Annotated in this window: 19 protein-coding genes; 2 read left to right on the top strand and 17 right to left on the bottom strand. The window is 68.3% G+C overall.

Translation table 11 applies throughout. The features are described 5' to 3' along the window. Positions 1-45: 45 nt before the first annotated feature. From IFSED24_RS03980 to IFSED24_RS03915, 14 genes are all read right to left on the bottom strand, one after another. The gene (locus tag IFSED24_RS03980) at positions 46-1,344 is read right to left on the bottom strand and encodes a GWxTD domain-containing protein (RefSeq protein ID WP_491333932.1); all 1,299 of its coding nucleotides are present in this window, start codon (positions 1,342-1,344) and stop codon (positions 46-48) included. Continuing rightward, entirely contained in the window at positions 1,328-2,032 is a 705-nt protein-coding gene (locus IFSED24_RS03975; RefSeq protein ID WP_491333931.1) for an ABC transporter ATP-binding protein, read from the bottom strand. Before IFSED24_RS03975 ends, IFSED24_RS03980 begins: the two co-directional genes overlap by 17 nt. Next, on the bottom strand, positions 2,029-3,486 hold the full coding sequence (locus IFSED24_RS03970) for a TolC family protein (RefSeq protein WP_491333930.1): 1,458 nt from the start codon (positions 3,484-3,486) through the stop codon (positions 2,029-2,031). The genes IFSED24_RS03975 and IFSED24_RS03970 overlap by 4 nt, the downstream gene beginning before the upstream one ends. A 219-nt stretch (positions 3,487-3,705) precedes the next feature. Then, complete coding sequence (locus IFSED24_RS03965) at positions 3,706-4,368, bottom strand: energy transducer TonB (protein ID WP_491333929.1); 663 nt, start codon at positions 4,366-4,368, stop codon at positions 3,706-3,708. A 7-nt stretch (positions 4,369-4,375) separates the two neighbouring features. Further along, the gene (locus IFSED24_RS03960; RefSeq protein WP_491333928.1) at positions 4,376-4,804 is read right to left on the bottom strand and encodes an ExbD/TolR family protein; all 429 of its coding nucleotides are present in this window, start codon (positions 4,802-4,804) and stop codon (positions 4,376-4,378) included. Positions 4,805-4,808: 4 nt separating this feature from the next. Next, positions 4,809-5,231: an ExbD/TolR family protein gene (locus tag IFSED24_RS03955; protein WP_491333927.1), complete on the bottom strand. Its 423-nt coding sequence runs from the start codon at positions 5,229-5,231 to the stop codon at positions 4,809-4,811. A gap of 30 nt (positions 5,232-5,261) precedes the next feature. Beyond that, complete coding sequence (locus IFSED24_RS03950) at positions 5,262-6,140, bottom strand: MotA/TolQ/ExbB proton channel family protein (RefSeq protein WP_491333926.1); 879 nt, start codon at positions 6,138-6,140, stop codon at positions 5,262-5,264. A gap of 247 nt (positions 6,141-6,387) precedes the next feature. Further along, on the bottom strand, positions 6,388-8,028 hold the full coding sequence (locus IFSED24_RS03945; RefSeq protein WP_491333925.1) for a GWxTD domain-containing protein: 1,641 nt from the start codon (positions 8,026-8,028) through the stop codon (positions 6,388-6,390). Between the two features lie 156 nt (positions 8,029-8,184). Then, a complete protein-coding gene (locus tag IFSED24_RS03940; protein WP_491333924.1) occupies positions 8,185-9,117 on the bottom strand; it encodes a PorV/PorQ family protein in 933 nt (310 codons plus the stop codon). Positions 9,118-9,174: 57 nt separating this feature from the next. After that, positions 9,175-12,072: a hypothetical protein gene (locus IFSED24_RS03935; RefSeq protein WP_491333923.1), complete on the bottom strand. Its 2,898-nt coding sequence runs from the start codon at positions 12,070-12,072 to the stop codon at positions 9,175-9,177. Positions 12,073-12,122: 50 nt separating this feature from the next. Next, positions 12,123-15,134, bottom strand: a complete 3,012-nt coding sequence (locus IFSED24_RS03930; RefSeq protein ID WP_491333922.1) for a TonB-dependent receptor — start codon at positions 15,132-15,134, stop codon at positions 12,123-12,125. A gap of 226 nt (positions 15,135-15,360) precedes the next feature. Beyond that, on the bottom strand, positions 15,361-17,040 hold the full coding sequence (locus IFSED24_RS03925) for an ABC transporter ATP-binding protein (protein WP_491333921.1): 1,680 nt from the start codon (positions 17,038-17,040) through the stop codon (positions 15,361-15,363). Continuing rightward, positions 17,033-17,887 (bottom strand): ABC transporter permease, encoded by an 855-nt coding sequence (locus IFSED24_RS03920; protein WP_491333920.1) that lies wholly within the window; start codon positions 17,885-17,887, stop codon positions 17,033-17,035. The genes IFSED24_RS03925 and IFSED24_RS03920 overlap by 8 nt, the downstream gene beginning before the upstream one ends. Then, the gene (locus tag IFSED24_RS03915; protein WP_491333919.1) at positions 17,884-18,870 is read right to left on the bottom strand and encodes an ABC transporter permease; all 987 of its coding nucleotides are present in this window, start codon (positions 18,868-18,870) and stop codon (positions 17,884-17,886) included. Before IFSED24_RS03915 ends, IFSED24_RS03920 begins: the two co-directional genes overlap by 4 nt. 291 nt (positions 18,871-19,161) lie before the next feature. Here IFSED24_RS03915 and IFSED24_RS03910 point away from each other — a divergent pair, with 291 nt between their 5' ends. Both IFSED24_RS03910 and IFSED24_RS03905 read left to right on the top strand, forming a co-directional pair. After that, entirely contained in the window at positions 19,162-21,210 is a 2,049-nt protein-coding gene (locus IFSED24_RS03910; protein ID WP_491333918.1) for a hypothetical protein, read from the top strand. Positions 21,211-21,253: 43 nt separating this feature from the next. After that, entirely contained in the window at positions 21,254-22,510 is a 1,257-nt protein-coding gene (locus IFSED24_RS03905) for a DUF5723 family protein (RefSeq protein WP_491333917.1), read from the top strand. Here the strand turns inward: IFSED24_RS03905 and IFSED24_RS03900 are convergent. The 3 genes from IFSED24_RS03900 to gcvPA are packed head-to-tail and all read right to left on the bottom strand — an operon-like array spanning position 22,507 to position 26,142. Beyond that, positions 22,507-23,265, bottom strand: coding sequence for a lipoate--protein ligase family protein (locus IFSED24_RS03900; protein WP_491333916.1), 759 nt, complete (start codon positions 23,263-23,265; stop codon positions 22,507-22,509). The genes IFSED24_RS03905 and IFSED24_RS03900 overlap by 4 nt on opposite strands. Before the next feature lie 10 nt (positions 23,266-23,275). Continuing rightward, positions 23,276-24,781, bottom strand: coding sequence for an aminomethyl-transferring glycine dehydrogenase subunit GcvPB (gcvPB, locus tag IFSED24_RS03895; protein ID WP_491333915.1), 1,506 nt, complete (start codon positions 24,779-24,781; stop codon positions 23,276-23,278). Continuing rightward, on the bottom strand, positions 24,778-26,142 hold the full coding sequence (gene gcvPA, locus IFSED24_RS03890) for an aminomethyl-transferring glycine dehydrogenase subunit GcvPA (protein WP_491333914.1): 1,365 nt from the start codon (positions 26,140-26,142) through the stop codon (positions 24,778-24,780). The genes gcvPB and gcvPA overlap by 4 nt, the downstream gene beginning before the upstream one ends. Between the last annotated feature and the right edge of the window lie 15 nt (positions 26,143-26,157).

Raw genomic sequence — 26,157 nt, 5'->3', positions numbered from 1 at the left:
AGCCACACTCGTTCCCCGTATTGATCGGCCAGTCGGATAAGGGGTTTAGGGCCGGTCGGCCAGGGGTTCCTGGCGGCGCAGGCGGAAATCGCCCAGATCGTGGGCATCGTAGAAGAAGAAACGCAGGCCGAGCGAGGGATAGGTCCAGATCTCCCAGACCGCGCCCGGCGTCCGGTCGTCCGCGAAGGACTCCAGCTGGGCGGGTTCGCCGTACTTGATGAACACCCGACCGCGATCGCTCAGGGCTCCGCGCGTGTGGTTGCCGAAGCGGTCGTCGGCCGTCACGATGTGCAGCAGATGTTCCTGCTCGCAGATGGTGGGCTCGCGCTGGCTGGTGCCGGCGATCCTCTGCCAGAGGTCCGCCCAGGCCTGGTCCCGATCCGCCGGCGGCAGGGTGCCCAGCGAATCGCGAACGCTCTCCGGCAGCCGCCCATCGAGCCAGTCGAGGTGGCGCTGCCAGACCTCGTCGCTGGCCAGGTCGAGATGCAGGTTGAGCAGGGCGAGGGCCGGTTCTCGGGGCAGGCGCAGCGAGGCCCCCTCCACCGTGGTCTCCAACGCCACCTCGAGACGACAGCGTCCGAACGGCAGGTCCCGGGTCGACCAGGCCTGATGCATAATCAGGGAATCGGCGGACGCCGCCAGCGCGGGCACCGGCATGCGTTGCTGGCGTGCTGTTTCCAGTCCGGAACCCGTGACCTCGGTGAGCAGGTCGAGCTGGTCGAGGGGCCGGTCGGGGCCGCCCTGCCGCCGTGCCAGCACCGCCGTGATGATCAGGCTGTCGCGGGTGGCGGGCACCAGATGCTCGCCCGCGTGGTCGGGCGCGAGGTCGGCCTTGACCCTCGACAGCCACAGCGGCATGGCCTGGAACGCGCGCGGTGCGAAGCCGAGCTCGCGCTCCCAGCGCCGCGCCGTGTCGAGCACGCGCACCATGACGACCAGACGGACCGGCTCCTGGCCGCGGATGTGCAACGGCACCCTCACCGCCAGTTCGCCCTGGCCGCGAGTGGCGGCGACGTCCGGCAAGGTGATCCGTTCGCTGGCGACACCACCGCCCGCCGGGTCCTCGCCGCGCCAGGCGGTGACCTGCACCTCGAGCCCGCTGACCAGGCCGTCCGGCGTGTGTTGGAAGACCAGCGCCCGGTAGGGGACCACGGCGCGCACGCAGGGCTGGACCGTCCCCTGGGTATCCTGGTGGAAGGCCACCCAGGTCTGCAGGGGCAGTCGATTCAGGCGAGGGTCGGTGGTCCGGTACGCCGGCGGGTTGCAGCCGGACAGCAGGACCAGCAGGACCAGCAACGGGACCGGGACCGCCAGCGAGCGTCCGCGCTCAGGCGGTCGGAACATGGTGCTCGTCCGACGCGATGCAACCATCATGCAGGCGGATGATGCGGCGGGTATAGGCGGCGATGTCGGTCTCGTGGGTCACCAGGATCAGGGTGCGTCCCCCCCGGTCGAGTTCGCCCAGCAGCGCCATGATCTCCTCGCTGGTCCGCGAATCGAGGTTGCCGGTGGGCTCGTCGGCCAGCACGAGCGCGGGTTCGGTCACCAGCGCGCGGGCGATGGCCACGCGCTGGCGCTGGCCGCCGCTGAGCTCGTTGGGCTTGTGGTGCATGCGGTCGGCGAGCCCCACCTGGGTGAGGGCGGCCGTGGCGCGGTCGCGTCGTTCGACCACGTCGCAGCCGGCATAGACCAGGGGCAACTCGACGTTCTGCAGCGCCGTGCTGCGCGGCAGGAGGTTGAAGGTCTGGAAGACGAACCCCACCTGACGGTTGCGCACCGCCGCCAGCTCGTCCTCGCCCAGGCCCGACACGTCGCGGCCGTCGAGCTCGTAGGTCCCGGCGGTGGGCGTGTCGAGGCAGCCCAGCAGGTTCATCAGCGTCGACTTCCCCGAACCGCTGCTGCCCATGATCGCCAGATACTCGCCGCGCTCCACATCCAGATCCACGCCGCGCACGGCGGGCACCTCCTGGGTGCCCACCCGGTAGGTCTTCTCGATGCCGCGCAGGCGGATCAGGGGCGCGCCGTCGATCACTGCGATCGACCCATCTTGTTGAGGCGGCCCACCGCACGCCACAGGCGCGCCCGGCTGATGAGGTAGTCGCACACGGCCTGGACCTCCTCGGCCCGCGCCGACGCCAGGCTGACCTCGGCGTTGATGCGGTCGAGCTGGGTGCCGGCGCCCACACGGAAGCGCTCCTGGGCCAGCCGCAACTCCTCCTGGGCCTGCGTGATGGTCTCGGCGGCCACCTTCTGCTTCTCGATGGCCTCGCGCATGGCGTTGTGGTACTGGCGCACCTCGATCTGGGCGTCGAGCGCCGCCTGCTCGTGCTGGTACTCGGCGATGCGTGCCTGGGCCTTGGCCTTGCCCCGGTTGGTCCAGTTCTGGAAGCGGTTGAACACGTCCCAGGAGACCTGGCCGCCGTAGGCCCAGCTCTGCGACTCCTGCGAACCGAACTTGTAGGGCGACTCGTCGTACGAACGGCGGTACTGGGCGTAGAGATCGAGGCGCGGCCAGAAGTTGCCGCCGGCGGCGGACGCGCTGTAGTCGGCGGCCCGTGCCTGGGCCTCGGTGCCCAGCAGGTCGAGGCGATTCTCGAGCGCCTCGGTGTAGAGCTGCTGCACGTCCTCGAGCACCATCTCGGTCTGCAGCGGTGAGGTGTCGATGGCCACCCGGGCCGCCAGCGGCTGGTTCATGGCATAGGCCAGATCGGCGGCTGACTGCTCGACCCGGTTCTCGGCGACCACCAGGTCGTAGCGCGTCTGCTCGACGCGCACCCGCTGCTGGAGCACCTCGCTCTTCGCCGCGCTGCCGAGCCGGAAGTAGGTCTCGGTGCGTTCGAGCTGGGCCAGCGCCTCGTCGCGGGTATCGGTGGCTACCTCCTGGAGCTTCAGGTAGCGCAGGAGATCGTAGTAGGCCACGGCCACGTTCTGGATGACCTGCTCGCGCGTGTAGTCCACGCCGTACTCGGCCGCCTCGCGGTTGGCCTTGGACGACTTGATCCGGTTGATGTTGGCCATGCCGTCGAAGAGGTTGATGTTGGCCGAGGCGCCCCAGTTCTTGCTGGTGGCCTTGACCTTCACGTCCTCGATGTACGAGCCGATCTGCTGCTGGCCGGGCAACAGCACGTAACCCGGCCCACCCTGGACGTTCAGGGTGTCGAAGGCCGCACCGTAGACCGGATACTCGGAGTCGAAGTCGGTACGGTCGGATTTGTTGTACGACCCGTTGAGGTTGAGGTTGGGCAGCAGGGCGCCCCAGCTCTCGGTGACGTTCTCGTCGGCGATCTCGAGCTCGGCGGCCCGGATGCGCAGGTTGGCGCTGCTGTCGAGGGCGATCATCACGCAATCGCGGAGCGTCAGGACCCCACCGGCCGGGGTCGCCGGTTCGGCGTCCTGGGCGGCGACGGGCGACACCGTCCCGGAAAGGGTGACAGCCAGCAGCAGGACCAGCAGGAACGACAGGCGGCGATCGTGGCGGAACAACATGGGCGCTCTCTCCTCGCGGATGTCTACAGGGCCTGAGCCTCGGGGGCTCGCGGGCATTCTAAAGGCGACCGGGGCGGGCTGGCCAGCCTTGATTCGACCGGCGCATCAGCCATTCCTACGGACCAGAACTCGTGGGGTTGCCTGGTCCTGCGACGGCCTGGCCAGAAAAAGGGCCGCGTCAGATTGACGCGGCCCACGGCGTTCTGGTTGCCTCGGCGTCTACTTCAGCGTGAAGTTGTACGGCATGGCCATCCAGCACTTCACCGGGATGTTGCGCTGCTTGCCGGGGATCCACTTGGTCTTGCGCGCGGCCTTGATGGCCTCGCGGTCGAGCATGGGATGGATGCCCTTGAGGATCTGGGCGTCGAGCACGCTGCCGTCGGGCCCCACCAGGATCTTCACCACCACGGTGCCCTGCATCTGCGACAGCCGCGCCATCTCGGGGTACTCGGGCGGCACGTACCCGCCGGGCGCGAGCCGCGGCTTCTCCTGGCTCACCACGAAGCCCTCGTCGCCGCCGGTGCCGTACTGGGGCATGCCCGACATGATGGCCTGATCGAAGTCGATCATGGTGTCGGCGATGTCCACTTCCTCGGTGACCTCGTCGTCCGGCGCCGCCTCGATGACCTTGGGCGGTTCGGGCTGCTTGATCTCCGGCGGCGGCAGGTCGATGGCTTCCTGCTTGTCCTCGAGGTCCACGACCTCGAGCTCTTCCTGCCGCAGCTTGTAGGGCGTGAACCGGATCTCCGGCGAGATGATGAAGGCGATGACGGTGATCACCAGCGCGATGACCGCCGACCAGCGCAGCGTCTTCTGGTACTGCGCCTTGAACTCGGCGTTGGCCGACAGCGTATACTGCTGGGTTGCAGTCTCGGTCGTCATGGCGCTCCTAGTACTTCGGGCCGGGGTTGATCTCGAGGTCGTTGTTGAAGAAGACCCGCACCGCGTTGACCTCCTTCAACTCCTCCATGACGTCGCTGACCGTCCCGTATGGCGTGTACGTGTCGGTCTTGAACGCCACGATCATCTGCGGATTCTCGTTCATCTTCTGCCCGAAGAGGTCCGCGATGTGCTTGACCTGGACCAGGCGGTCGTCCACCGAGATCCGCCCCGCGCGATCGATGTAGATGTTGGAGATCATCTCGCGCTGGGCTTCCTCGCCCGCCTCGGCGCGCGGCAGCTCCACGGGCAAGCCGACCTCTTCGCGGAACACCGTGGTCACCATGAAGAAGATCAGCAGCAGGAACACGATGTCACCCATGGACGAGGTCGGGATGAACGGTTCCCGCTTCGTGCTGCGATTGAAATCCATGGCCATGCCGCTACCTCTTGCTCGTCTTGAGAGTCAGCTTCCTGGCGTTGGCCAGCTTCACCTCGTCGAGGCAGGCCACCATCATGCCGTAATGCGCGTCGGGGTGCGTTTCCAGGATGACCACGAGCTTATCGTTGGCGAGGATGCGTCCCTCGAGGATGTTCTTCACCTGGTTCAGCTCGATGGGCTTCTTGTCGAGGGTCAGGCTGTTGTCGTACGCGATGCGCAGGGTCGCGACGTTGGACTCCTTGACCTTCGCCACGTCCTGCTTGCTGTCCTGCTTCCCCGGCAGGAGCATGATGAGCCCCTGCTCCTCGGCGAAGATCGTCGAGACGATGAAGAAGATCAGCAGCAGGAACGAGATGTCACTGGTCGAGGCCATGGAGACCTCACCGAGCGCTTCCTTCTTCTTCTTGTTCTTGAAGACTGCCATGCCAGGCTCCCTGCGTCTGCCGACTGCTGACTACGACCTCAGGGTGTCCAGGGCCTCGATCAACTCCATGGCTGCTTCTTCCATCTCGATGGTGAAGCGGTCGATGGCCGACACGAAGTAGTTGTAGCCGATGGTCGCGGGGATGGCGATCACCAGACCGGTGGCCGTGGTGATCAGCGCCTCGGAGATACCAGACGCTACCAGCTTGGCGTTCACCTGGTCGCTGTTGGCGATGGCCTCGAAGGCGTTGATCATACCCGACACCGTACCGAGGAAGCCGACCAGCGGGGCGATGGTGGACACCGAAGAGACCCACACCAGACCGCGTTCGAGGAAGCTCATCTCGATGACGCCGGCGGTGCCGATCGCCTTCTCCACGGCTTCGTCGCCCTTGTCGGCCTTCTGCAGACCGCTGTAGAGGATGGCCGCGATGGGGCCGCGCCACTTCTGGCATTCCTCGGCCGCCGCCTGCACGCCCTCGGTCTTCAGCGTGGTGATCACCGTCCCGATGAGCTTGCGCGTATTGACCTTGGCGCGGCTCAGGGTGATCAGGCGCTCGATGATGAAGACCAGGCCGACCACGGCGATGGTCAAGAGCCACCACATGAAGTTGCCGCCCTTGAGGAAGAGCTTGCCGAAGCCGGTCTTGGCAATCGGGCTCTTCTCGACCAGGCCCATCAGGCCACCCCGGGGCTCGATGTAAACGGGCACCAGGCCGCTGGAATCGTTGGCGGTGACCCCGAAGCCGAGCGAGTCGGTGGGGGCCTCGATCTTCTCGTAACGCGCCCGCATGGCCTCCATCTCGGCGTCTTCATCCTGCGCGACTGCGGGCACGACGGTCGCCGCGGCCAGTACACCGAGGCAGAGGAACATGAAGCAGGCGTTTTTCAACGTAGCGTGACGAGCCATTGCCAAAGTCTCCCTTTCCAAATGGGACCCGGACGGGTTGGTCGCTCGGAGGTCCAGGCTGCAGGTGGGGCTCCTGCCTGGGCCTCCCTTTCGAGCGGGTTTGCGACCGGGCTTGAGCGTGCCCGAAGCGCCCTCTCGACCGCCGATTTTCGGCAGTATATCGACGTCAATTAAATAGTGTCAACAAGGGGTCTAAGTCAAACGTTTCTTCGCCGTTCGGCCCATTGAACCGCCTCGCATACGGGGTTCAATCGCCCATCATCCTCGCGTTCTGGCCTTCCAGGACGAAACGACCGGTGCCTGTTTGGTCGACGAACAGGAAGCGGAGACCGTCGCCCTGTCCGCTGTAGGAGTTGGGGAAGAGCTGATCTCCCCCGTTGTCGTAGCGCCAGAGCTGGAATACGCGGGAGTTGGCCGCGGTGTAATGCCGCTGCACATCCAGCTCGGCGGTGGACGAATAGGGCATGGGCACGCCGCCCACTTGCCGGTAGGGGCTGTAGCCCGCGCCGTCGTTGATGTTGAGGCCCTTGCTCATGGTGCCCTCGCGCTCGGGCGCATAGCGCTCGTAGAGCATGATCCGCGCGTCCTCGAGTTCGCGCTCGTTCATGGGCATGGCTTCCTCGCGAACGCTGTCGGGATCGCCCAGCAGGAGGTAGATGCGGCCTCGCGGGTCGGTGGCGCCCTGCTGATCCCAGCCACCCAGGTAATGCTGCACGTAGCTGACCCGACGGCGGAACTCGGCGTAGATCTCGTTGTAGCTGTCGAGCGGCGAGGGATCGAGGTCGTGCCAGAAGGCATCGAGCATGTTCTGCTGCTCGACCCGCGGCGCCTCCTCGAACCGGTCCAGATCGGCGCCGAAGAACACCGTCCGCCCCTCGGCGAGCAGGTCGTCGGTGGCGCGGGCCAGATTCGGCAGGCTCCAGACCATGTCGAACCCGGTGAGCAGGCCCTGGCCGACCGAATCCAGCGGGGCGATCCCCAGCCGGAAGGCTCCGGGCGGCAGGCCGCCGGCATCCATCTCCCAGTAGACCGCCGCCGGCCGACCGGACGTCAGTGCGCGGCGGACGCTGTCCTCCAGCCGCAGGGTGTCCACCAGGCTGAAGTCCAGATGATCGCTCTGGATCTCCAGGAAGACGTCACGGGCGGCGGCCCGCTGCCGATCCTCGGCGAGCGCGGGCGGTTCCAGCGTGAAATAGAGTTGCAGGAACTCGCTCTCGAGGCCGAAGCGGCGGGCGGGGTTGAGGTACTCCCAGGGACCGTCGGTGCCTGGCACCACGGGGCGGCCGTCGTGCTGCCAGGTCCGGATCGGTGCGTGCGCCATGAAGATGGCGTCGCCCACCGAGAGCCCGCGCGGTTGCCGCCGGGGCGGGGCGAACCAGTCGGCCGCCGCCAGGCTGGAGGCCCTGTTGTCGGTCCCCAGGTTCACCAGGCCAGGACGGCGTCGGTTCAGGTCCTCCAGGAGCAGGCTGAAGCGGCCGGCCGGGATGGTGACATCCTCGAGCACCACGCTGAAGACCTGCTGCAGGGTCGGTGAATCGGCCTCGCTGCGGTTGCGCGCAGCCACCCGGAGCGTGGTCTCGGTGTGCTGCTCGCGGCCGTCGAGGCCGACCAGGGTGGCCGTCACCCGCAGGCGGCCTCGCCAGCGGCCCGCGTCGTCCTCGAAGGTGATCTCGCGATGGGGCACCGCGACCATGGCCACTACATCGAGTCCACCGTCGCGCGTCGACAAGGTGGCCACATCGCAGACGAAGTGGAAATGCCCTTCACCCGTCACTGGCCGCAACCAGGCCGCCGCTGCCGGCGTGACTCCGGCCAGCAGCAGACCCACGATCAGGAACGACGAGGATGCCGCCAGCCTTGCTCCTCGCCAGTCGTGCAGGGACTTCATGTCGCCTCCCCGGACCGGGTCCACCTTGTCCGCAACGTCGAGCGGAACGTTCGCGTTCGTGACATTACGTTACAAAAAGCGACCCCGGTGGTAAAGCGACCCCGCCACCTCGGCTGGTGGCGGGGTCGGGAGGAAACGCGCAAGCCGCGGTCGGGATCAGTAGACCACGGTGAGCGAGAGCCGGTGCACGTACTGCAGCGGGCCCATGTCCACCGCGCTGTAGTCGAGCTGCAGCTTGCTCTTCTGCCCGGTCTTGAGGGCCGCACCGAAGCCGAAGGCCAGGCCGTCGGTGTCGTAGTTGATGTGGTAGCCGAGCCGGCCGTGGAAGGTCTCGTTCAGGCTGTATTCGCCACCCACGTTCGCCCGCTCCTTGTTGTCGGAGGGGTGGGCGAACTCGGCGGCGAAGAGCAGCTTGTGGTTGTCGCTGTGGATGGGCACGAAGCTGGCGCCAACCTTGAACTGGGTGGGCATCTTCGATTCGGTCTCGTCGAAGGTCATCTTGCCGCCCAGGTTCTGGATCACCATGCCCAGCTTGAGGTCCTTGACCCCGATGCGGTACATGATGCCGAAGTCGAAACCGACGGTGTTCACCGCGGTCTCGGCCAGGCCCTCGTGGATGTACTGCAGGGTGAAGCCGGCCGAGAACTTGTCGGTCCAGAACTTGGAGTAGCTGAAACCGAACGACGTCATGCCGGCATCGAAGTGCTGGCCGTTGCCATCGGGCTCGTAGGCGGTCCGCACCAGCATGGGATCCAGCCACACTGACCGCGCCGACAGCGCGATGGTGCCGGGGATCGAGCGCGGGTTGGTCGCCAGGACGATGCTCGTCAGGTTGATGTCGGCCGGCCAGCTGACGTGATTGATGGCCACTTCGTTGGTGACCACGTTGACCAGCCCGCCCGGGTTCCAGAAGACGCTGTTGGCGTCGTCGGCGACTCCGGTGAAGGCCGATCCCATCCCGGTCCCGCGGGCGCTGACGCCGATCTGCAAGAACTGGGCTCCGAACGTGCCGACCTTGGCGAACTGTTCGCCAAAGGCCGCTCCGGGCAGCGCCAGCAAGATGGCCATCAACAGGGCAATGCGCTTCATGGTTTCCTCCAGGTCCGTCTCGCGACGGGACGTCTAGTCTGATCCCTCGTAGCGGGTCTACCGCACCACCACGAACTTGCCGATGAAATCCTCGAACCCGCCGTCGTCCGAGTGGACGACGTACAGGTAGATGCCACTGACGACCTCCTGCCCGTTGCGGCTGATGAGGTTCCAGGACGCCTCACCATAACCCTGGGTGCCATCGTGCTCGATGGTCTCCACCAGGTCGCCGCTGAGCGTGAAGATCTTGATGGTATTGCGAGCCTCGGGCAGGTTCGCGAACCGCACCCTCACCCCCGTGGGATCGTCCCCGCTGGGGAACAGCTCCTGGAACTCGTTGAGCGCGTCCCGGGTGGCGGGGTTGGGATACACGTAAATGTTGGCGCCCTGCCCGTCGCGATCCGCGGCGCTCTGGGCCACCGAGGCCGGCGACGTGTTGTCGTAGCTGCTCGAGGGATCGCCCGAGAGGCCCTGGCCGACGATGCGGTAGGTACCGTCGGGCAGCACGTCGAGCTCGTGATCGGTGGCTGTCACCGAGTAGAAATAGATGAAACCGTTGTGCACGCTGGGATCGATATACTCGTAGAACTGGGTCGGATCCTTGCCGACCACCACGAGCTGTTCGTCGCCGCTATCGTCGACGAAGACGCTCTCGGCACGCGCGGTCACGGCCCAGAAGGTGTCCAGGGCGTCGGGTGCGTAGTACCAGTCCCAGACCGGCATCATCAGCTCGCTCCGCTCACCGTTGGCGTCGTAGAGCAACGGCAGGGAGGTGTAGAAACCATCCGTGTCGCGGTCGACCACCACCTGCATGGAGTCGTCCAGGTCGGCGAACTGCGGTTCCGAGAGGATCTTGGGCGTGTACATGACCGGTTCGAGGCCGGTGTTGGGCCCCAGCGGCAAGGTGTCGCTGACCACCTCGTTGGGCCCCACGTTGTAGTCGACGATGAACGAGTCCACCACGTCGTACTCGGCGATGAGCTGCCAGAGGTTCGACCCCGGACCGTTCTCCAGCGAGGAGCCGTAGGGACGGGTCCAGTTGTCCGCGCGCCAGATCCGGTAAGACTCGAAATCGATGGCGTTCAGGCGGATGTCCGCCGTGACCTCGCTCTTGTCATCCCAGTAGACGTGGACCCGGTTGTGCGTGGGCCACACCCGCATGCCCGGCGGCGGCGGGGCCATGCCCACCAGCCAGTGGACCTGGGTCTCGTTGCCGGCAATGCCGGTGCAGCCGGCCTTGGCCGCATCGGCCTCGGCGGGGTTGTTGCAGTTCCAGTAGTTCTCGATGTCGTACTGAGAACAGGCGGCATTCTCGGGCAACTCGCTGGGCGAGTGCGGCTTCTGGCGGAAGCACTCGAAGCAGTTGTCCATGTTGATCATGGCGCAGTGCTTCACCCGCGCGCCCTCGTACTCCTGGTACGTGAAGATGTCCTCTGGCGTCAGCGTGGGCTGGCCGATCAGGAAGGAGCCATCGACGCAGGTCACGTCGCCGAAGTCGGGGTACAGGTTGTCGAAATCGGCGGCGTTCTCGAAATCCTCGCGGCAGAGCATGGTCTCGCGACCAAGCTCACCGGTGATGATGGGGGTTCCGGCCTCGCTGATCTGGTCGTCGCCGATCAGATTGAAGAAGTTGCCGTGCCAGGTCAGGAAGGCCTCGGCGCAGTTGCGTAGGAGCCCATCCCGGCCCGGACCCACGACCATGCCCACCTGGAACTGGAGCGAGGCGTCGGGCTGCATGATCTCGAAGGGGCCGGCGGAGACCAGGAAGCGGAAGTCGTCCTGCTTGCCCGGCTGCACGTCGGGGTCACGATCCTCGAGCGAAGAACTCAGGAGCTCGTAGCGCTCCGCGTCGGTGCGCGGGTCGCCGCCCTGATCGAAGGGCGCCTGGCCACTGAACCGCTGGAAGGTCCGCAGGGCCACGGACCGCGGGGCCCGGATGCCCTGGGGATCGGTGTCGTGGCCGAGGAAGGCGATGCCGAAGTAGCCGTCGAGGCGATTCTCTTCGGCGGCGTCGAACATGTAGCCGACCTCGACGGGGACCCAGCTTCCGTCCGAGGCGCGCACCGCGCCCGAGAATGAGCCGGCCATGTCGTCGGCGGCGGTACCGCCCTGGTTGCGCGGGCCGATGTCGCTGTCGGCGAAGAAGCCGATGTAGATGTTGTTGAGGTCGGTGACGCCGACGTTGGTGATGGTGAACTGGAAGCCCACGAAATCATCGACCTGGTCGTTCTCCCACGCGAAGCTCTCCTGCACCACCTTCAGGTTGAGCGGCGTATGATCGGGGAAGCTCTCCGAGGCCAGCCGCGTGTTGTCGTACATCGTGGTGACCATCATCTGGTTGCCGATCTGGCCGAAATCCTCTTCGATCAGCCCGTCCTCATCGTCGTCGTAGCCGTTGAGGGTCTCCTCGTCGATCCGCTCGCGGCCGTTGTCGTCATAGTCCTCGTCGTCGTTGGGACCCGGCTCGGGGAACCGACGGCCGCTGGCGTCGGGGTAGTTGGGCGGGCGCACCAGCACGCCGCCGACCGCCTCGTAGATCGTGTCCTCGGGATTGTCCTGGGCCAGGAACTCGTTCTCGAACTGGCCGGTGGAGACCAGCCGTTCGCCCAGCAGCACGCCACCCACCCAGAGGCCGGCGGCGTAGAGGTACTCGTTGCCGGAACCGGCGGGCCACTGCGCCGAGGGCGCGTCGGAGTAGGTGGTCGCGTTGGAGAAATGCGATCCGATGAGGCCGAAGTTGGTGATGTTGATCTGGACCTCGCCCACGTTCATCACCATGGAGCCATCGTTCACGAAGGCTCCCCGGGGATTGCCCAGATCTCCGCCGCCGCCGATCTCGTCCAGATCGACCCAGGCTGCCGCTGGCGTGGTCGCCAGCAAGAGCGCCAGGCCGCCTACCATGGCGAGTCCGCGTCCCTGCTGCAGGAATCGACTCGAGCTGCCGTTGAGGGTCATCGCCATCCCTTTCCGGGGCGCCGGCCTGACCGGCGCCGTCCATCGCTATCCTAGAATCTCCAGCCAAGCCCGATGCGGAACAGCCGGTGCTGGGCGAAGGCCCGCGGGTCCTTGATCGGGATGAATTCCTCGAAGGTGTCGCCGTCCTGGTCCTGCAGGAAGGCGCCGCCGTACTTGCCCGTCTCCGTCAGATAGGAACGACCGCCGTTGCGGGCGTTGTTCATGCCGGGGAAGATACCCGGCTGGGTCGAGACCACCTGGTCCTGGTTCAGCAGGTTGAAGCCCTGCAGGTAGAGGGTCAGCCGCTGGCCGTAGACGTTGATCTGGCGCTGGAACTGCAGGTTCACGTCGATGGTCGAAGGCAAGCGCTCGCTGTTCTCCAGGAGCGGATCCTGACGCTTGGCGTAGCGGTCGAACGGGGTCCAGGGGAAGCCCGAGCCGTAGGTCACGTCGATGCCGCCGTTCCAGGCTCCGGGCTGCTCGACGAAGAGCTGGACCGAGAGCGTGTGCCGCTGGTCCCAGTCCAGCGGCAGCTCCTGGCTGGGCAGGAACTCGAGACCCTCGGGGTTGCCGCCGAACTCCGTGCTACTGGCCACGCCGTCGGCGTAAGCGAAGGTGTAGGCCACCTCGAACTGCCAGTGGTTGCTGAGCCGCTTCTCCAGCGAGACCTCCACGCCGCGCGCCGAGGCGTAGGCCTTGTTGATGTAGCGCTGGAGCGTGTTGCCGGTCTCGGCGTCGGTGACCTGGGTGGCGGCGATCAGGTCGTAGATGTCCTTGGAGTAGATGGCGAACGAACCCGCCAGGTAGTCGTTGAACTGGTGCTGCAGCGCGGCCTGGTAGCTGATGGTGGTCTCGGCGTCGAGGTTCGGGTTGCCGAGCGTGCCGATGTTGCCCACCACTTCCTGGCTGGCGAACAGGAACTGCCGGCTCGGGAACTGCACGAAGCGACCGTAGTGGAAGCTGAAGCCGTCGCGCTCGGTGATGGGGAACGCGAAGCCCAGGCGCGGCGAGAACTGGGTCTTGTACTTGATCACGTTGCGGTCGACATCGTCGTTCCGCAACTGGATCTCCGCGGCCGAACCGGGCGAGAACATGTCCCAGCGGAAACCGTAGTTCACCACCATGCCCTCGTACTCCCAGCGGTCCTGCAGGTACCACGAGGCCTCGGGGTTGTAGGTGTGGAACTGGTTCCGGTTGGCGCCCAGCGAGTAATCACCGGTGAAGCGGTTCTGGACCTCGAACGCCGGGTAGCTGATGTCGAGCTGTTCGAGGTCGTTGTACACCAGCTGCAGGCCCGTCTTGACCAGATGTCCCGACCAGCGCGCGCTGGTCAGGTCCCAGCGCATGGAATAGGTGCGGCTGTACTGGCGCGACCAGTACGGGTAGTCGCTGGTGGTGATGAACAGCGGATTCAGCTGGTCGGTATAGTAGTCGGTGGCCGCCTGGTAGACCTGGGCCTGGCCCGAGAAGAGGTTGGGCGACCACACGCCACCATGGTTGTACTGGTAGGGATCCTTGCCCTGCGAGTCCTGGTTGGTGTCGAAGGCCACCAGCGCCAGGGCGAGCGTATAGAAGGTGTCCTCGCTGAGGCGGTGCTTCCAGAAGAGCTTGGCGCTCTGGCTGAAGGTGCTCTGCTCGAGGTCGTTGTTGGCCGAGTTGAATTCGGTGTAGGACGAATCCTCGGCCACGGTGGAGAAATCCGAGTAGGGGTAGCGGTAGCCGTCGAAGGTGGGCTGGGCCGCCACCGTGTAGAGGCGGTTGTCGGCGGCGCTGCGCACCTCGAGGATGGGCACGCTGCGGCGGATGAGGCTGCTGTTGCGGTTGTCCAGAACGATGGCCGGGCGCGCGCGCTGCAGCATCTCCTCGTACCAGGGGCCGTAGTAGACCGGGATCTGGCTGCCCACGTAGAGGTACGCGTCCTGGAGGTCGCCCGAGTTGATGGGCTCGACGCGGGGCAGGTAGATCAGGCGCTGAGCGTATCCATCAATGCTCCAGTTCGGCGAGTAGCTCTGGTACCAGCCGCCCGAGTAGGTGTACTCGGCGGTGAGCTCCTTGGTGCCGGTGTCGTCGAAGAAGTAGGCCAGCTTGGCCGAGCCGCGCACCGTGTTGTTCTGGCGCCGGCGGAACTTCATGAGGTTGGTGTCGCCGACGTTGAGCGCATACTCGTCGCGATGGGCAACCGAGTAGTTCTCGCCGTCGTTCCAGCTCAGGTCGCCCGAGACGTAGTAGGTCAGGTTCTTGATGGGCGACGGGCCGCCGAAACCGTACTCGAAGCGGTCGAAGTTGGTGAAGGTGCGGTCCTGGCGACCGAAATCGTCGGTCAGGAAGCGCAGGCCGCCCTCGAACTTCTCGCGCGAGCCGGTCTTGGTGGTGATGTTGATGACGCCCGAGAGCGCGTTGCCGTACTCGGCGTCCAGGCCACCGGTCACCGCTTGCACGCTCTCCACGGCGAGGGTCGAGACCGACAGGGTCTGACCGCCGATGGGGTTGTCCACCGAGACGCCGTCGATCTGGGTCTGGACCTCGCCCGAACGGCCGCCGCGGACGTACAGCTGGCCGGCGCGCATGATGATGCCCGCCTCGCGGGAGAGCGCGTCCTCCACCGAGTCGATGGCGTAGCGCTCGAACTTCTCCGAGCCGATGTCGCGTTCGGTCGTGGCGTTCTTGACCTCGACCATGTACCGCGCCGCGTCGACATCGAAGGCCTGCAGCGTCTCGACGATGGTCACCTTCAGCACGAACTCGAATTCGTACGTCTGGCCGGCCTGCACCGTGAGGGTCTCTTCCGCCGGCTCGTAGCCGAGGTAGAGCACCTGGATGGTATAGGTGCCGGGCGCCAGGTTGCGGAAGTAGAACGCGCCGCCGCCGAGCGACATGGTCCCGCGGGTCGTGCCCTTGATGATCACGTTGGCGTAGTCGAGCAGGTCGCCCGTCTCACCGTCCTTGATGATACCCTTGATGGTGCCGCCTTGGGCCCAGGCGTCGCCGGTCGTCCAGAGGAGCGCGGCAACGATGATGGAAAAACCGAGGACGATCCGCGGAAGACGGAGACGCCGGAGCATGTGGGAGCTCCTTTCCGAGGGAACCAATCCGGTCGTACCCGTGGCCCATCTGGACCCGCGAGATGTTCGCGACGAACGTGGCACGAGCCTCAGCCCGGCTAGAGTGGGGAACCGGAGCGCGAAGGGCGGAAAGCCGCATAAGGCGCGGTGAATCAGCCGATTTCGCCTCCAAACCAGCAACCGATGGCTAAATGTAGAGATCGGGTAATGGCGTGTCAATAAATTGCTACCGTACATCACGATCCGTGACGGGACAGCGCACGAGATGGCCGTCGCCGCGGTCGACGAGTGCAGGCAGACCGGTGCGGCAGGAGGACTCCACGAGTCGGCACCGTTGCTGGTAGGGGCATCCGTCCGTGGGTGGTTGCTGATCCGGCTCCGGTTCCCCGGCCATGGGCCTTCCGGCTGCACGCAAGCGAGTCAGGCTGGCTGGGGCGGCGGCGGCGAGATCCCTCGCGAACGGATGCCGTGGCCCATCAACGATGGCGGGGCGATAAAGTTCCACGATGCGTCCCGCGAACATCACCGCCACCTCGTCGCAGAACGATTCGAGCAGCGACAGGTCATGCGAGACGAGGACCAGAGCCAGACCCCGCCGGAGCTGGATGGTGCGCAGGAGCGCCAGCAGGCGCTGACGCGCGGGGCCATCGAGCGAGCTGGTGGGCTCGTCGGCCAGCAGCACCCGGGGGCGCGCCGCCAGGGCTCGCGCCAGCTGCGCGCGTTGCCGCTGCCCGCCCGACAGCTGGCGCGGCTTCCGGGCCGCCAGTTCGATCGCGAGATCCACTTCCCGCAGCAACTCCTGCGTGCTGCGGGTCGCTGCCGCCCCGAGTCCCGCCGCCCGGGCCGCCTCGCCGATGGCGTCATGGATCGTCTGCTGCGGCGTCAGCGCGGCCGCCGCATCCTGGCTCACGAGCTGTACGGCGCGGCGGCGGGCGGGTTCTGGCCAGTCCTCGGTGCCGTGCACGCGGACCGATCCCGTGGCCGGTTCGAGCCAGCCAGCCACGGCCCGGACCAGGCTGGTCTTGCCGCACCCTGACTCGCCCACCAGCCCCAGGGTCCGACCCGCGGCCACCGTGAGGTCGACCTGGTGGACGACCCGCTGGGGAACCGGGGACGCTGGCACGTCCACGCTCAGCCCGCGGACCTCGAGGCAGGGGGTTACCGGCGACTGGGATGCCGGCGCGGACAGTTCCAACGCGGTCGTGGGCGCCGCGGCGGTGTCGCCCAGGTCGAGCACCGCGTCCGCCACCAGGGGCACCAGATCGCGGTCGTGCGTGACCAGGAGCAAGCCCAGCCGTCGGCGCTGGACCAGGTCGACCAGCAAGGCCATCAGGTCCCGCTGCACGGCCAGGTCCAGCGCGGTGGTGGGCTCATCGGCCAGCAGGATGCGCGGCGAGGCCGCCAGCGCCGCCGCCAGGCAGACCCGCTGCCGCTGCCCGCCGCTGAGCTGGTGCGGATAGCGGCGCGCCAGGGCGGCCGCCTCGGGCAAACGCACCTCGGAGAGCAGCGCCTGGACCGCGGCCGCACGCATCGCACGGCCGACCTCGGGGTGGTGCAGCGCCAGCACCTCGGCGACCTGGTCGCCCACGCGACGCACCGGATCCAGCGCGTGGCGATGGTCCTGCAGGACCAGGGCCAGCCCCCGCCCGCGGAGGGCGTGCCAGGCCTTGCGATCGGTGACCAGTTCCCGACCCTCCCAGCGGATGCTGCCGCTGCATTCGGTCCCCGGCGGCAGCAAATCCAGCAGCGACCGGCACAGCGTGCTCTTGCCACAGCCCGAAGGGCCGACCACCGCCAGGCAGCGGCCGGCCTGCAGGTCCAGGTCGAGACGGTCGAGAGCCGGCCACGGCGCGCCGGGGTAGCGCACGGTGAGGTCACGGACCGCGAGCAAGGCAGCCTCAGTCACGGCCCACCTCCTCCAGCGCGCCTACCGGGACCAGCCGGGACCGCAGACCGTCGGCCACCAGGTTGTAGGCGAGGACCGTGGTGGCGATGGCCACCCCTGGGAACGCCGTCAGCCACCAGCCATCGAGGAGGTGGGCCCGCCCCTGGGCGATCATGGCGCCCCACGTGACCAGCGGCTCCTGCGGACCGAGTCCGAGGAAGCTGAGGAAGCTCTCGAGCAGGATCGCCTCGCCGATGCGCAGGGCGCCGGACACCAGCACCAGCGGCAGCAGGCTGGGCAGCACGTGGCGCGTGGCCACCTGCCAGCCGCCGAGCCCCAGGCCGCGAGCCGCGGCCACGAATTCCCGGTCGCGCAGGGCCATGGCCTCGGCGCGGACCAGGCGCGCGGTCTCCATCCAGCTCGAGAGGGTCAGCACCGCGATCAGCAGCAACAGCGAGGGACGGCTCACCGCCACCAGCAGCAGCACCAGGTAGATGCGAGGAAAGGCGAGGAACAGATCGATCACCGCAGTCAACAGGCGCTGCAGCCAGCGCGGGCCCAGGCCGGCCGACAGGCCCACCAGCGTGCCCAGCAGGGTGGCCGCCAGCATGCTCGACCAGCCCACCAGGAGCGAGATGCGCCCGCCGTGCAGGAGCCGCGCGAGCAGATCGCGACCGAGCGGGTCGGTCCCCAGCAGATGGGCGCGGCCAGGCGCCTGCAGCGCGGTGCCCGTGGGTCCCAGCGCGGCGGGATCGCCGGGCACCAGCACCCCGGCCAGCACGGCGAGCAGCAGTCCGACCAGTGCGAGCGCCAGGCCGAGCCAGAGGTCGCCGGCGGCGGTGGTCATGGTCCAGCGTGGATCCCTCACCGCACCTCCCTCCCCCCGGCCTCCAGGCGCAGGCGGGGATCGGCCCAGCGGCAACCGAGGTCGGCCAGCAGCGAACCCAGCGTCACCAGCACCGCCACGCAGGCGGTGGCGGCCATGATCACCGGATAGTCCCGGGCGAGAAGCGCCTGCACCGCCACGCGCCCGAGCCCCGGCCAGGCGAACACCGTCTCCACCGCCACGGCGCCCCCCAGCAGACCCGGCAGGCTCAGCCCCACCAGGGTGATGATCGGCAGCAGCGCGCCGCGCAGCGCGTGACGCCAGACCAGGCGGCGCTCGGGAATGCCGCGGGCCCGCGAGCCCAGGACCCAGTCGCTGGCCAGGATTCCCGTCAGGCTGGTGCGCACGTAGCGCGCGGTCACCGCGAAGTTCCCCAGCCCCAGCACCAGGACCGGCAGGACCATGTGTTGCAGCACATCGAGCAGCCGGGCCGTGGGCGAAAGCCAGGCTGCATCGGGAGAGGCCATGCCCCCTGCGGGCAACCAGCCCAGATTCCTGGCGAAGACCATGATGGCCACCAGGCCGAGCCAGAAGCTGGGCAGCGAGTAGAGCACCAGTCCCGTCGTGTTGAGCAGGCGGGCGCGGCGACGGCCAGGACGACTGGCCACCACCACACCGGCCATCAGACCGGCCGCCAGCTCGACGAGCAGCGCGGTGACCGTCAACAGCAGCGTGTTGGGGATGGCCTCGCCGAGGATCGCCGCCACGGGGCGGCCCTGGCGCAGGCTCTGGCCGAAGTCTCCGTGCAGCGCACCGCCCAGCCAGGCGAGGTACTGCTGCAGCAACGGTCGATCCAGGCCCAGGCGCTGGCGAACCAGTTCGCGCCCCGGAGCATCGAGCTGCTGATCGGCGATCAGACCGACCGGATCGCCGGGCATGAGGTGGACCAGGAAGAAGACGGCCGTCAGCAGTCCCAGGACCAGCAGGATCGAATGGAGCGAGCGGCGCAGCAGGTATGACGGCACGGGGGGCCTTTCGGAGCGCAGTGCGGAGGGAAGCATCCGACACCTCGGGATACTAGGGACCCTGCACGGGAACGGTCAAGCCTCGGCACGGTCGTGCAAGGTGCAACGGGGAAGCCTGCGGATCGGGCATTAAAGATATCCCCTTGCCCGCGGGGCCCAGGCACGGCCTTCCCCATCGTTCCCCATGATGTCCCATCGCGGTCGATCATGCCCCAGCTTCTCCCGTGGTACGCCTCTTTCATCACCCGGACCGTTCCCGGAGGTCATTCACCCGCCGCGAAGGATCCGACCATGCGCCACCCTGCCCTCCCCCGCCTGTCCTGGAGCGTGCCGCTGCTGGGCCTGCTGCTGTCCGCCCTGTGGCTGACCGGCTGCGAGATCGCCGATCCGGAACTGCCCCGCTTCGACACGCGAGTGGCCCTGCCGCTGGGCGAGGAACGGCTCGACATCGCCGACACGATCGACGACGAGGACTACCTCGTGGCGCTGGCCGACGGCACGCTCGGGTTCACCGTCGACGGCGATCCCGACACCGTGGGCCTCGACCTGGACCTTGGCACCGACTTCGCGGCACAGACCGTCAGCGGCGACATCGGCAACTTCGCCCTGGACCTGGCCGCGCCCCCTCCGTTCGACTTCACGCTCGGCGACCTCTACCCCGCCGCCGCCAGCCTGCACGGATTGAGCGTCCCCGTGCCCGGGTTCACCTTCACCACCGCCAGCGATCCCGAGGACCTGGCCGACCTCGAGAGCGCCACCCTGGCTGGGGGCACCCTCGTGGTCACGGTGCTCAACGGTCTGCCTGTGCCCATCTCGGCCCTTGCGGGCCCCGAACGGCTCCTGCTCGAATTGATCGATCCGGTGAGCGGCGGCGTGATCGTCGCCCTCGACTTCGACCCCATCGCCGCCGGCACGCAGGCCCAGCGCCAGGCCGACCTCGCCGGCTTGACCCTGCCCGGAGCCATCGCCGTCCGGCTGACCGGCGGTTCGACCGGCTCCGGCGGCGCACCCGTCACCGTGGACGCCGGGGCCGCCATCGCGGTCAGCGCCGAGTTCCAAGACCTCGAGGTCTCGGCCGCCGAAGCCGTGGTCGAAGCCCAGACGTTCACCACCAGCTTCGTCACCGCGCTGCCGGCCGACTACGAGATCGAGCGCGCGGTGATCGGCAGCGGCGCGGTGGCGCTGACGGTGGACAACGAGATGGCCATCCCCTGCCAGGCCACGGTGACCTGGCCCCAGGTGGTGGACCTGGACGACCAGCCCATGCAGCTCGTGGTGGACCTGGACGGCGGCGGCAGCGCCTCGCGCGTGGCCGACTTCGCCGGCTACATCGTCAAGGCGCCCGGCGGCACCGTCCTGACCGAGCTGATCGCCGAGGTGGTGGTCACCAGCCCGGGTTCCGACGGACAGCCCGTCCTCCTGCAGGCCGACCAGGGCATCCAGGCCGACCTCGGCAGCGGACACATCGAGTTCACCAGCATCACGGGCACCGTGCCCGAGCTGAGCTTCGCCTTCGCGCCCATGAACGAGGAGATCGACCTGCCCGACGAGCTCGAGGGCCTGCTGTTGACCCGCGCCACCCTGGTGCTCGAGCTGACCAACAGCGCGGGCCTGGCGGCCGAGGCCGATTTCGACCTGGTCGGCGTCAACGACAGCGGCACCGAGCGCAGCCTCCAGGTCCAGGAGCAGATCGAGCCCGCGGAGGCCGGCCGCGCCGCGGTCACCCGCATCGTGCTCGACGAGACCAACAGCACCATCGTGGACTTCTTGAACAACCTGCCCACCGAGATCTCGCTCACCGGCGGCGTGAACCTGGGCGGCGACGGCCAGTCCGGCACCATCCGCGCCGGCGACTACGCCGTGGTGAACTGGGAGATCGTCTCGCCGGTGGAGGTCATCGTCGAGTCGTCGCACCTGTACGGCGATCCCGAAGACCTCGACCTCGACCAGGACGCGCGCGACCTGATCACCGACCACGTGGGGGCCGCCGAACTGCAGCTCGCGGTGCTCAACCACCTGCCGGTGGGCGTCGAGACGCGTCTGCTCTTCGGAACCGACAGCGAGACCATGAAGACCACGCCGCTTTTGGCCATCGGGCCGGTGACGGTGGACGCGGGCGTGGTCGACCCCATCGAGCACACCGTCCTCCAGCCGCGCACCAGCCATCCCGTGATCAACCTCACCGCCGCCGAGACCGCGGTGTTGGCCACCGAGGGCCTGCTGAGCATGCTCGAGGTGGTGCTGCCCAGTTCCGAGGGCGCGCCGGTGCGGGTCCTGACCACCGATTACGTCACCGTCCAGGGCCTGATCTACCTGGACGTCACGGTCCACGACGACTAGCCCCTACCCCGGCCTGGCCGGGATGCCCGAGAGGATCGAAGCCATGACGACCCCGCTGTTGAGCCGCCGCAGCCTCGCGACCTTGATCGGCGTGTTGCTGATCCTGGCCGCCGCCTGGCCGGTCCTCGCCGCCGGTGACGCCCGGTCGATGGCCATGGCCGGCGCGCACACCGCCGCTGCCCGGGGCCTCGACGCCGCCACCTGGAATCCGGCCAACCTGGCCTTCAGCCCGGGCACCGCGGTGGGCCTGGCCGGCATGTCGGCCGACCTGCACAACAACAGCTTCTCGCTGGGCCGCTACAACGAGGTCGCGGGACAGACGCTGTCGTATGCGGACAAGGAGCGCCTGCTGGCCGACATCCCCGCCGAGGGCTTCAGCCTCGACGCCACCGTGGGCGCCGGCGCGCTCGGCGTGAAGATCGGCAACTTCGCGCTCTCCACCGGCGTGGTCGGCGCCGGCCGGGGCAATCTCGACCGCGACTTCTTCGACCTGGTCCTCTTCGGCAATTCGCTGGGCCAGACCGTGGACTTCTCGGACACCGACGGCGAGGGCTACGCCATCGGGCGCGCGTCGCTGAGCTACGGCCGCGTGGTCTACGAGGGTGCCCTCGGCCGGGTGGCCGTGGGCCTGAGCGCCAGCTACCTCCACGGCATCTACGAGCTGCACGTCGAGGAGGCGTACGGTTCGGTCACCACCGGCATGACCGAGATCTCCGGCGAAGCGTTCGCCGCCGCGGTCACCGCCGAGGGCGGGTCGGGCTACGGCCTGGATTTGGGCGCCTCGTGGCAGGCGGCCGGCGGCTGGACCCTGGGCCTGGCGCTGGACAACCTGGCCAGCACCATCGCCTGGAACGGCACGGTGGAACGCACCGAATTCCGGGTGACCGCCACGGAGATCAACGCCATGAACGACGACCTCGACAACGCGGTCGCCGACACCGACACCACCTACGCCATCGACGGCTACTCCACCAGCTTGCCGCGGCGACTACGCCTGGGCGCGGCCCGCGACACCGGTCGCCTGCTGCTGGCCGCCGACTTCGTCCAGGGCCTCGAGGACAAGGCGGGCGCCAGCCTGACCCCCCAGCTCAACTTCGGCGCCGAGTGGCGCCCCCTCGGCTGGCTCGCGCCGCGCGCCGGCCTGTCCCTGGGCGGGGCCATGGGCACCGGGATCGCGGGTGGATTCGGCGTGCAGGTGGGCTTCTGGCAGGTGGATCTCGCGGTGATGAACCGCGGCGGGTTCAGCAGCGCCGACACCCGCGGCCTGGGCTTCGGGCTCAGCACGCAGCTGGTGTTCTAGCCGGCGTCGAGTTCCAGGTCCGCCCAGCTGAGGCGCTCCTGCTCCAGGCCCAGCGTCCGGCAGAAGACGGCCGCCAGGTGTTCCTCGAGCTCGTCGAGCTCCGCCGGACGGTACGGCGCCCCGCGCAGCCGCCCCAGATCCGTGGTGGCGGCCAGCAGCTGGTCGCGACCGAGCACGGCCCGCCGCCGCTCGTCGAGGCAGTCGAGCAGGTTCACGTGGTGCGGCCCCACCAGCAGCGACCCGTGCTGCAGGAACGCGCCCTCGGTGCGCCGCTGGGCCGACCCCACGATCTTCCGCCCCTGGACCCGGATCTCGTGCTGGCCCGCGCTCTTGAAGCACACGGCCTGGCGCATCTCGCTGCGGTCCTCGCCCCCGGAGATCTCCACGTCCAGCCCCAGATCCTTCAGGAACGCCACCAGCGCCTCGTTGATCTTCATGTAGCAGGTATGCAGCGTGTCGCCGAACAGCGGCGAGGGGCTGGGGCCGACCACGCTGTAGGTCAGCTCCTCGGCGTGCAGGATGGCCCGGCCGCCGGTGGGCCGGCGGACCAGGTCGTAGCCGAGGCGCGCGATGGCTGCCTGGTCGAAGTCCTCGGGCTTCTGGTGGAACCCGTAGCTCACGGCATAGGGCTGCCAGCGGTAGAGCCGCAGCACGGGCGCGTCCCCGGGACACCAGGCGGCGAGCAGGGCGGCGTCGCGCTGCATGTTGACGGCCCCCGTGCGGGGGCCGTCGACGATCACGCGCAGGTGGTCCATGTTCCCTCCGTCAGCAGTTGCAGGGACCGAGCCAGCGCAGGTCGGGCTGACGCGCGGCCAGGGCCTCGTCGAGCCGTCCGACCGGCGTGGCGTGCGGCGCGGTCTGCAGCAACTCGGGCCGCTCCTCGGCCTCGCGCCGGATCTGCGTGAGCGCGGCCACGAAGTGGTCGAGGCTCTCGCGCGGCTCGCACTCGGTGGGCTCGACCATGAAGGCCTCGTCCACGATGAGCGGGAAGTAGATGGTGGGCGCGTGCACACCGAAGTCCAGGAGCCGCTTGCCGATGTCCAGCGTGCGCACTCCGAACGCGTCCTTCCAGCTCGCGCCGCTGGCCACGAACTCGTGGAGGCACCCCTCGGGATGGTCCACCGGCAGCAGGTCCTTGAGCCGGGCCAGCAGGTAGTTGGCGTTGAGCACCGCCATGTCGCTGACCCGCTTCAGCCCGTCGCCGCCGCAGCGCAGGATGTACGCGAGCGCGCGCAGGCAGACCCCCACGTTGCCCATCCAGGCGTGGATCGCCGGACCATCGGCGTCGGGCACGCGGTCGAAGGCGAAGTCGCCGTCCACCTCCACCACGCGCGGACCGGGCAGGTAGGGCGCCAGCTCCTCGGTGACGCAGATGGGGCCGGCGCCGGGGCCGCCGCCGCCGTGCGGTGTGGAGAAGGTCTTGTGCAGGTTCAGGTGCACCACGTCGAAGCCCATGTCGCCCGGACGGGCCCGGCCCATGATGGCGTTCATGTTGGCGCCGTCCATGTAGAGCCGGCCGCCGGCCTGATGGACGATCTCGGCCACCGCCACGATGTCGGTCTCGAACAGACCCAGCGTGTTGGGATTGGTGATCATGATGCCGGCGGTCTGCGGGCCGCAAGCGGCGCGCAGCGCCTCGAGGTCGATCCGGCCGTCGGGCCGGCTCTTGATGGTCCGCGGCGTCATGCCGGCCACCACCACCGAGGCCGGGTTGGTGCCGTGGGCACTGTCGGGGATCAGGATCTCGGTGCGGTCGTGGTCGCCGTTGGCCACGTGCAGCGCCCGGATCACCAGCATGCCCAGGTACTCGCCCTGCGCGCCGGCGGCGGGAATCAGGCTGCAGGCCGCGAAACCGGTGATCTCGCAGAGGCTGTCCTCGAGCAGCTTCAGCGCGGCGAGCAGGCCCTGCATGTCGGCGGCGTCCTGCGCCGGATGCAGCGCGGCAAAACCGGGCATGGCCGCCACCTGCTCGTTGAGCCGCGGGTTGTACTTCATGGTGCAGCTGCCCAGGGGGTACATACCGCGCTCGATGTGGTGGTTGAGGCTGGAGATCTGGGTGAAGTGGCGCATGACCTCGGGCTCGCTGAGGTCGGGCAGGTCGGCCGGCTCGGCGCGCCGGCAGTCGTCCGGTAGCGCGGTGTCGAGCCGCTCGCCGTCCCAGCGAGGCATGCAGAGCGCCCGCCGTCCCTGGCGGCCCTTGGCGAAGAGGCTGGCCTCGCTGGCGCCGAGCCAGCGCTGGCACGAGGTCTCGGGCAGGATGCGATCGCTCACAGGTCCACCTCCTCGCCGCTCGTGAAGGCGTCGAGGGCCTCGGCGAACAGCTCGATGTCCTCGACGGTGCGCTTCTCGGTCACCGCCACCAGCAGGTCGTTCTCGGTGCAGCCGGCCACGCCGTCGAGCGGGATGCCGGCCAGGATGCCGAACTGCCGCGCGTAGTCGCGGAACTCGCGCGCCGACCGCGGTAGCCGGAGCACGGTCTCGTTGAACGCGGGACCGGGGAAAGGCAGCGTCACGCCCTCGATGTCGGCGACCTCGCGACGCAGCGTCTCCAGCCGGATGCGGTTGGCCTCGCCTAGTTCCTGCAGGCCCGTGCCGCCGAGCATGGCCAGGTAGACCGTGGCCCGCAGCGCGTTCAGGCCCTGGTTCGAGCAGATGTTGCTGGTGGCCTTCTCGCGCCGGATGTGCTGCTCGCGCGTCTGGAGCGTGAGCACGTAGGCCGGCCGGCCGTGGCGGTCGACGGTCCGGCCCACCACGCGGCCGGGGATCTTGCGCGTCAGCTGCTCGCTGACCGCGAAGAACCCGAGCAGCGGCCCGCCGGCGCACGTCGCGATGCCGAACGGCTGGGCCTCGCCCACGGCGATGTCCGCACCGTACTCGCCCGGCGCCTTGAGCAGGCTCAGGCTGACGGGGTTGACCGCCGCGATGAGCAGCGCGCCCTGGGCCTTGCCCGCGTCGGCCAGCGCCTGCACCGGCTCGATGAGTCCCAGGTAGTTGGGATTCTGGATCACCACCGCGGCGGTGTCCTTGTCGACCAGCGCCGCGAGGGCCCCGGGATCGGTGGTGCCCGCGGCGCTGACCGGCGCCTCCACGATCTCCACCGCGAACCCCTGCAGCATGGTCCGCGCCACCCGCCGCCAGCGCGGATTCAACGTGGCCGGCAGGACCACCCTGGACTTGCGCTTGCTCGTGACCGCCAGCACCAGCGCCTCGCCCAGAGCGGTGGCGCCGTCGTACATGCTGGCGTTGGCCACGGGCAGGCCGGTGAGGCGGCCGATGAAGGTCTGCCACTCGTAGATCACCTGCAGCGTGCCCTGGCTCACCTCGGCCTGGTAGGGCGTGTAGGCGGTGAGGAACTCGCTGCGCGAGGAGATGGCGTCGCAGGCGGCGGGCACGATGCTGTCGTACACGCCGCCGCCGAGGAAGGAGACCAGGTCGGCCTGGGTCACGTTCTCGGCGGCGAGGTCGCGCATGAACTGCCGCACCTCTTCCTCGCTGAGGCCGGGCGGCAGGTCCAGCTCGCCGGCGAGGCGCACGGCCTCGGGCAGGCTGGCGAACAGATCGTCGACCGAGTCGGCGCCGATGACATCGAGCATGGCGCGCACGTCCTCGGGCGTATGCGGGACGTAGGGCATGGTTCCTCCAGGCGG

The sequence above is a fragment of the Candidatus Latescibacter sp. IFSED24 genome, assembly GCF_058273205.1.
Note: the sequence above shows the minus strand (reverse complement) of the source record. Positions and strands in the feature narration are given on the sequence as shown.

Bases quoted from the DNA above. Each gene is read 5' to 3' on its own strand.
- IFSED24_RS03950 (WP_491333926.1), bottom strand. From the start codon at position 6,140: ATGGCTCGTCACGCTACGTTGAAAAACGCCTGCTTCATGTTCCTCTGC.
- IFSED24_RS03910 (WP_491333918.1), top strand. From the start codon at position 19,162: ATGCGCCACCCTGCCCTCCCCCGCCTGTCCTGGAGCGTGCCGCTGCTG.
- IFSED24_RS03980 (WP_491333932.1), bottom strand. From the start codon at position 1,344: ATGTTCCGACCGCCTGAGCGCGGACGCTCGCTGGCGGTCCCGGTCCCG.
- IFSED24_RS03935 (WP_491333923.1), bottom strand. From the start codon at position 12,072: ATGACCCTCAACGGCAGCTCGAGTCGATTCCTGCAGCAGGGACGCGGA.
- IFSED24_RS03955 (WP_491333927.1), bottom strand. From the start codon at position 5,231: ATGGCAGTCTTCAAGAACAAGAAGAAGAAGGAAGCGCTCGGTGAGGTC.
- IFSED24_RS03970 (WP_491333930.1), bottom strand. From the start codon at position 3,486: ATGTTGTTCCGCCACGATCGCCGCCTGTCGTTCCTGCTGGTCCTGCTG.
- IFSED24_RS03940 (WP_491333924.1), bottom strand. From the start codon at position 9,117: ATGAAGCGCATTGCCCTGTTGATGGCCATCTTGCTGGCGCTGCCCGGA.
- gcvPA (WP_491333914.1), bottom strand. From the start codon at position 26,142: ATGCCCTACGTCCCGCATACGCCCGAGGACGTGCGCGCCATGCTCGAT.
- IFSED24_RS03905 (WP_491333917.1), top strand. From the start codon at position 21,254: ATGACGACCCCGCTGTTGAGCCGCCGCAGCCTCGCGACCTTGATCGGC.
- IFSED24_RS03945 (WP_491333925.1), bottom strand. From the start codon at position 8,028: ATGAAGTCCCTGCACGACTGGCGAGGAGCAAGGCTGGCGGCATCCTCG.
- IFSED24_RS03930 (WP_491333922.1), bottom strand. From the start codon at position 15,134: ATGCTCCGGCGTCTCCGTCTTCCGCGGATCGTCCTCGGTTTTTCCATC.
- IFSED24_RS03900 (WP_491333916.1), bottom strand. From the start codon at position 23,265: ATGGACCACCTGCGCGTGATCGTCGACGGCCCCCGCACGGGGGCCGTC.
- IFSED24_RS03965 (WP_491333929.1), bottom strand. From the start codon at position 4,368: ATGACGACCGAGACTGCAACCCAGCAGTATACGCTGTCGGCCAACGCC.
- IFSED24_RS03960 (WP_491333928.1), bottom strand. From the start codon at position 4,804: ATGGCCATGGATTTCAATCGCAGCACGAAGCGGGAACCGTTCATCCCG.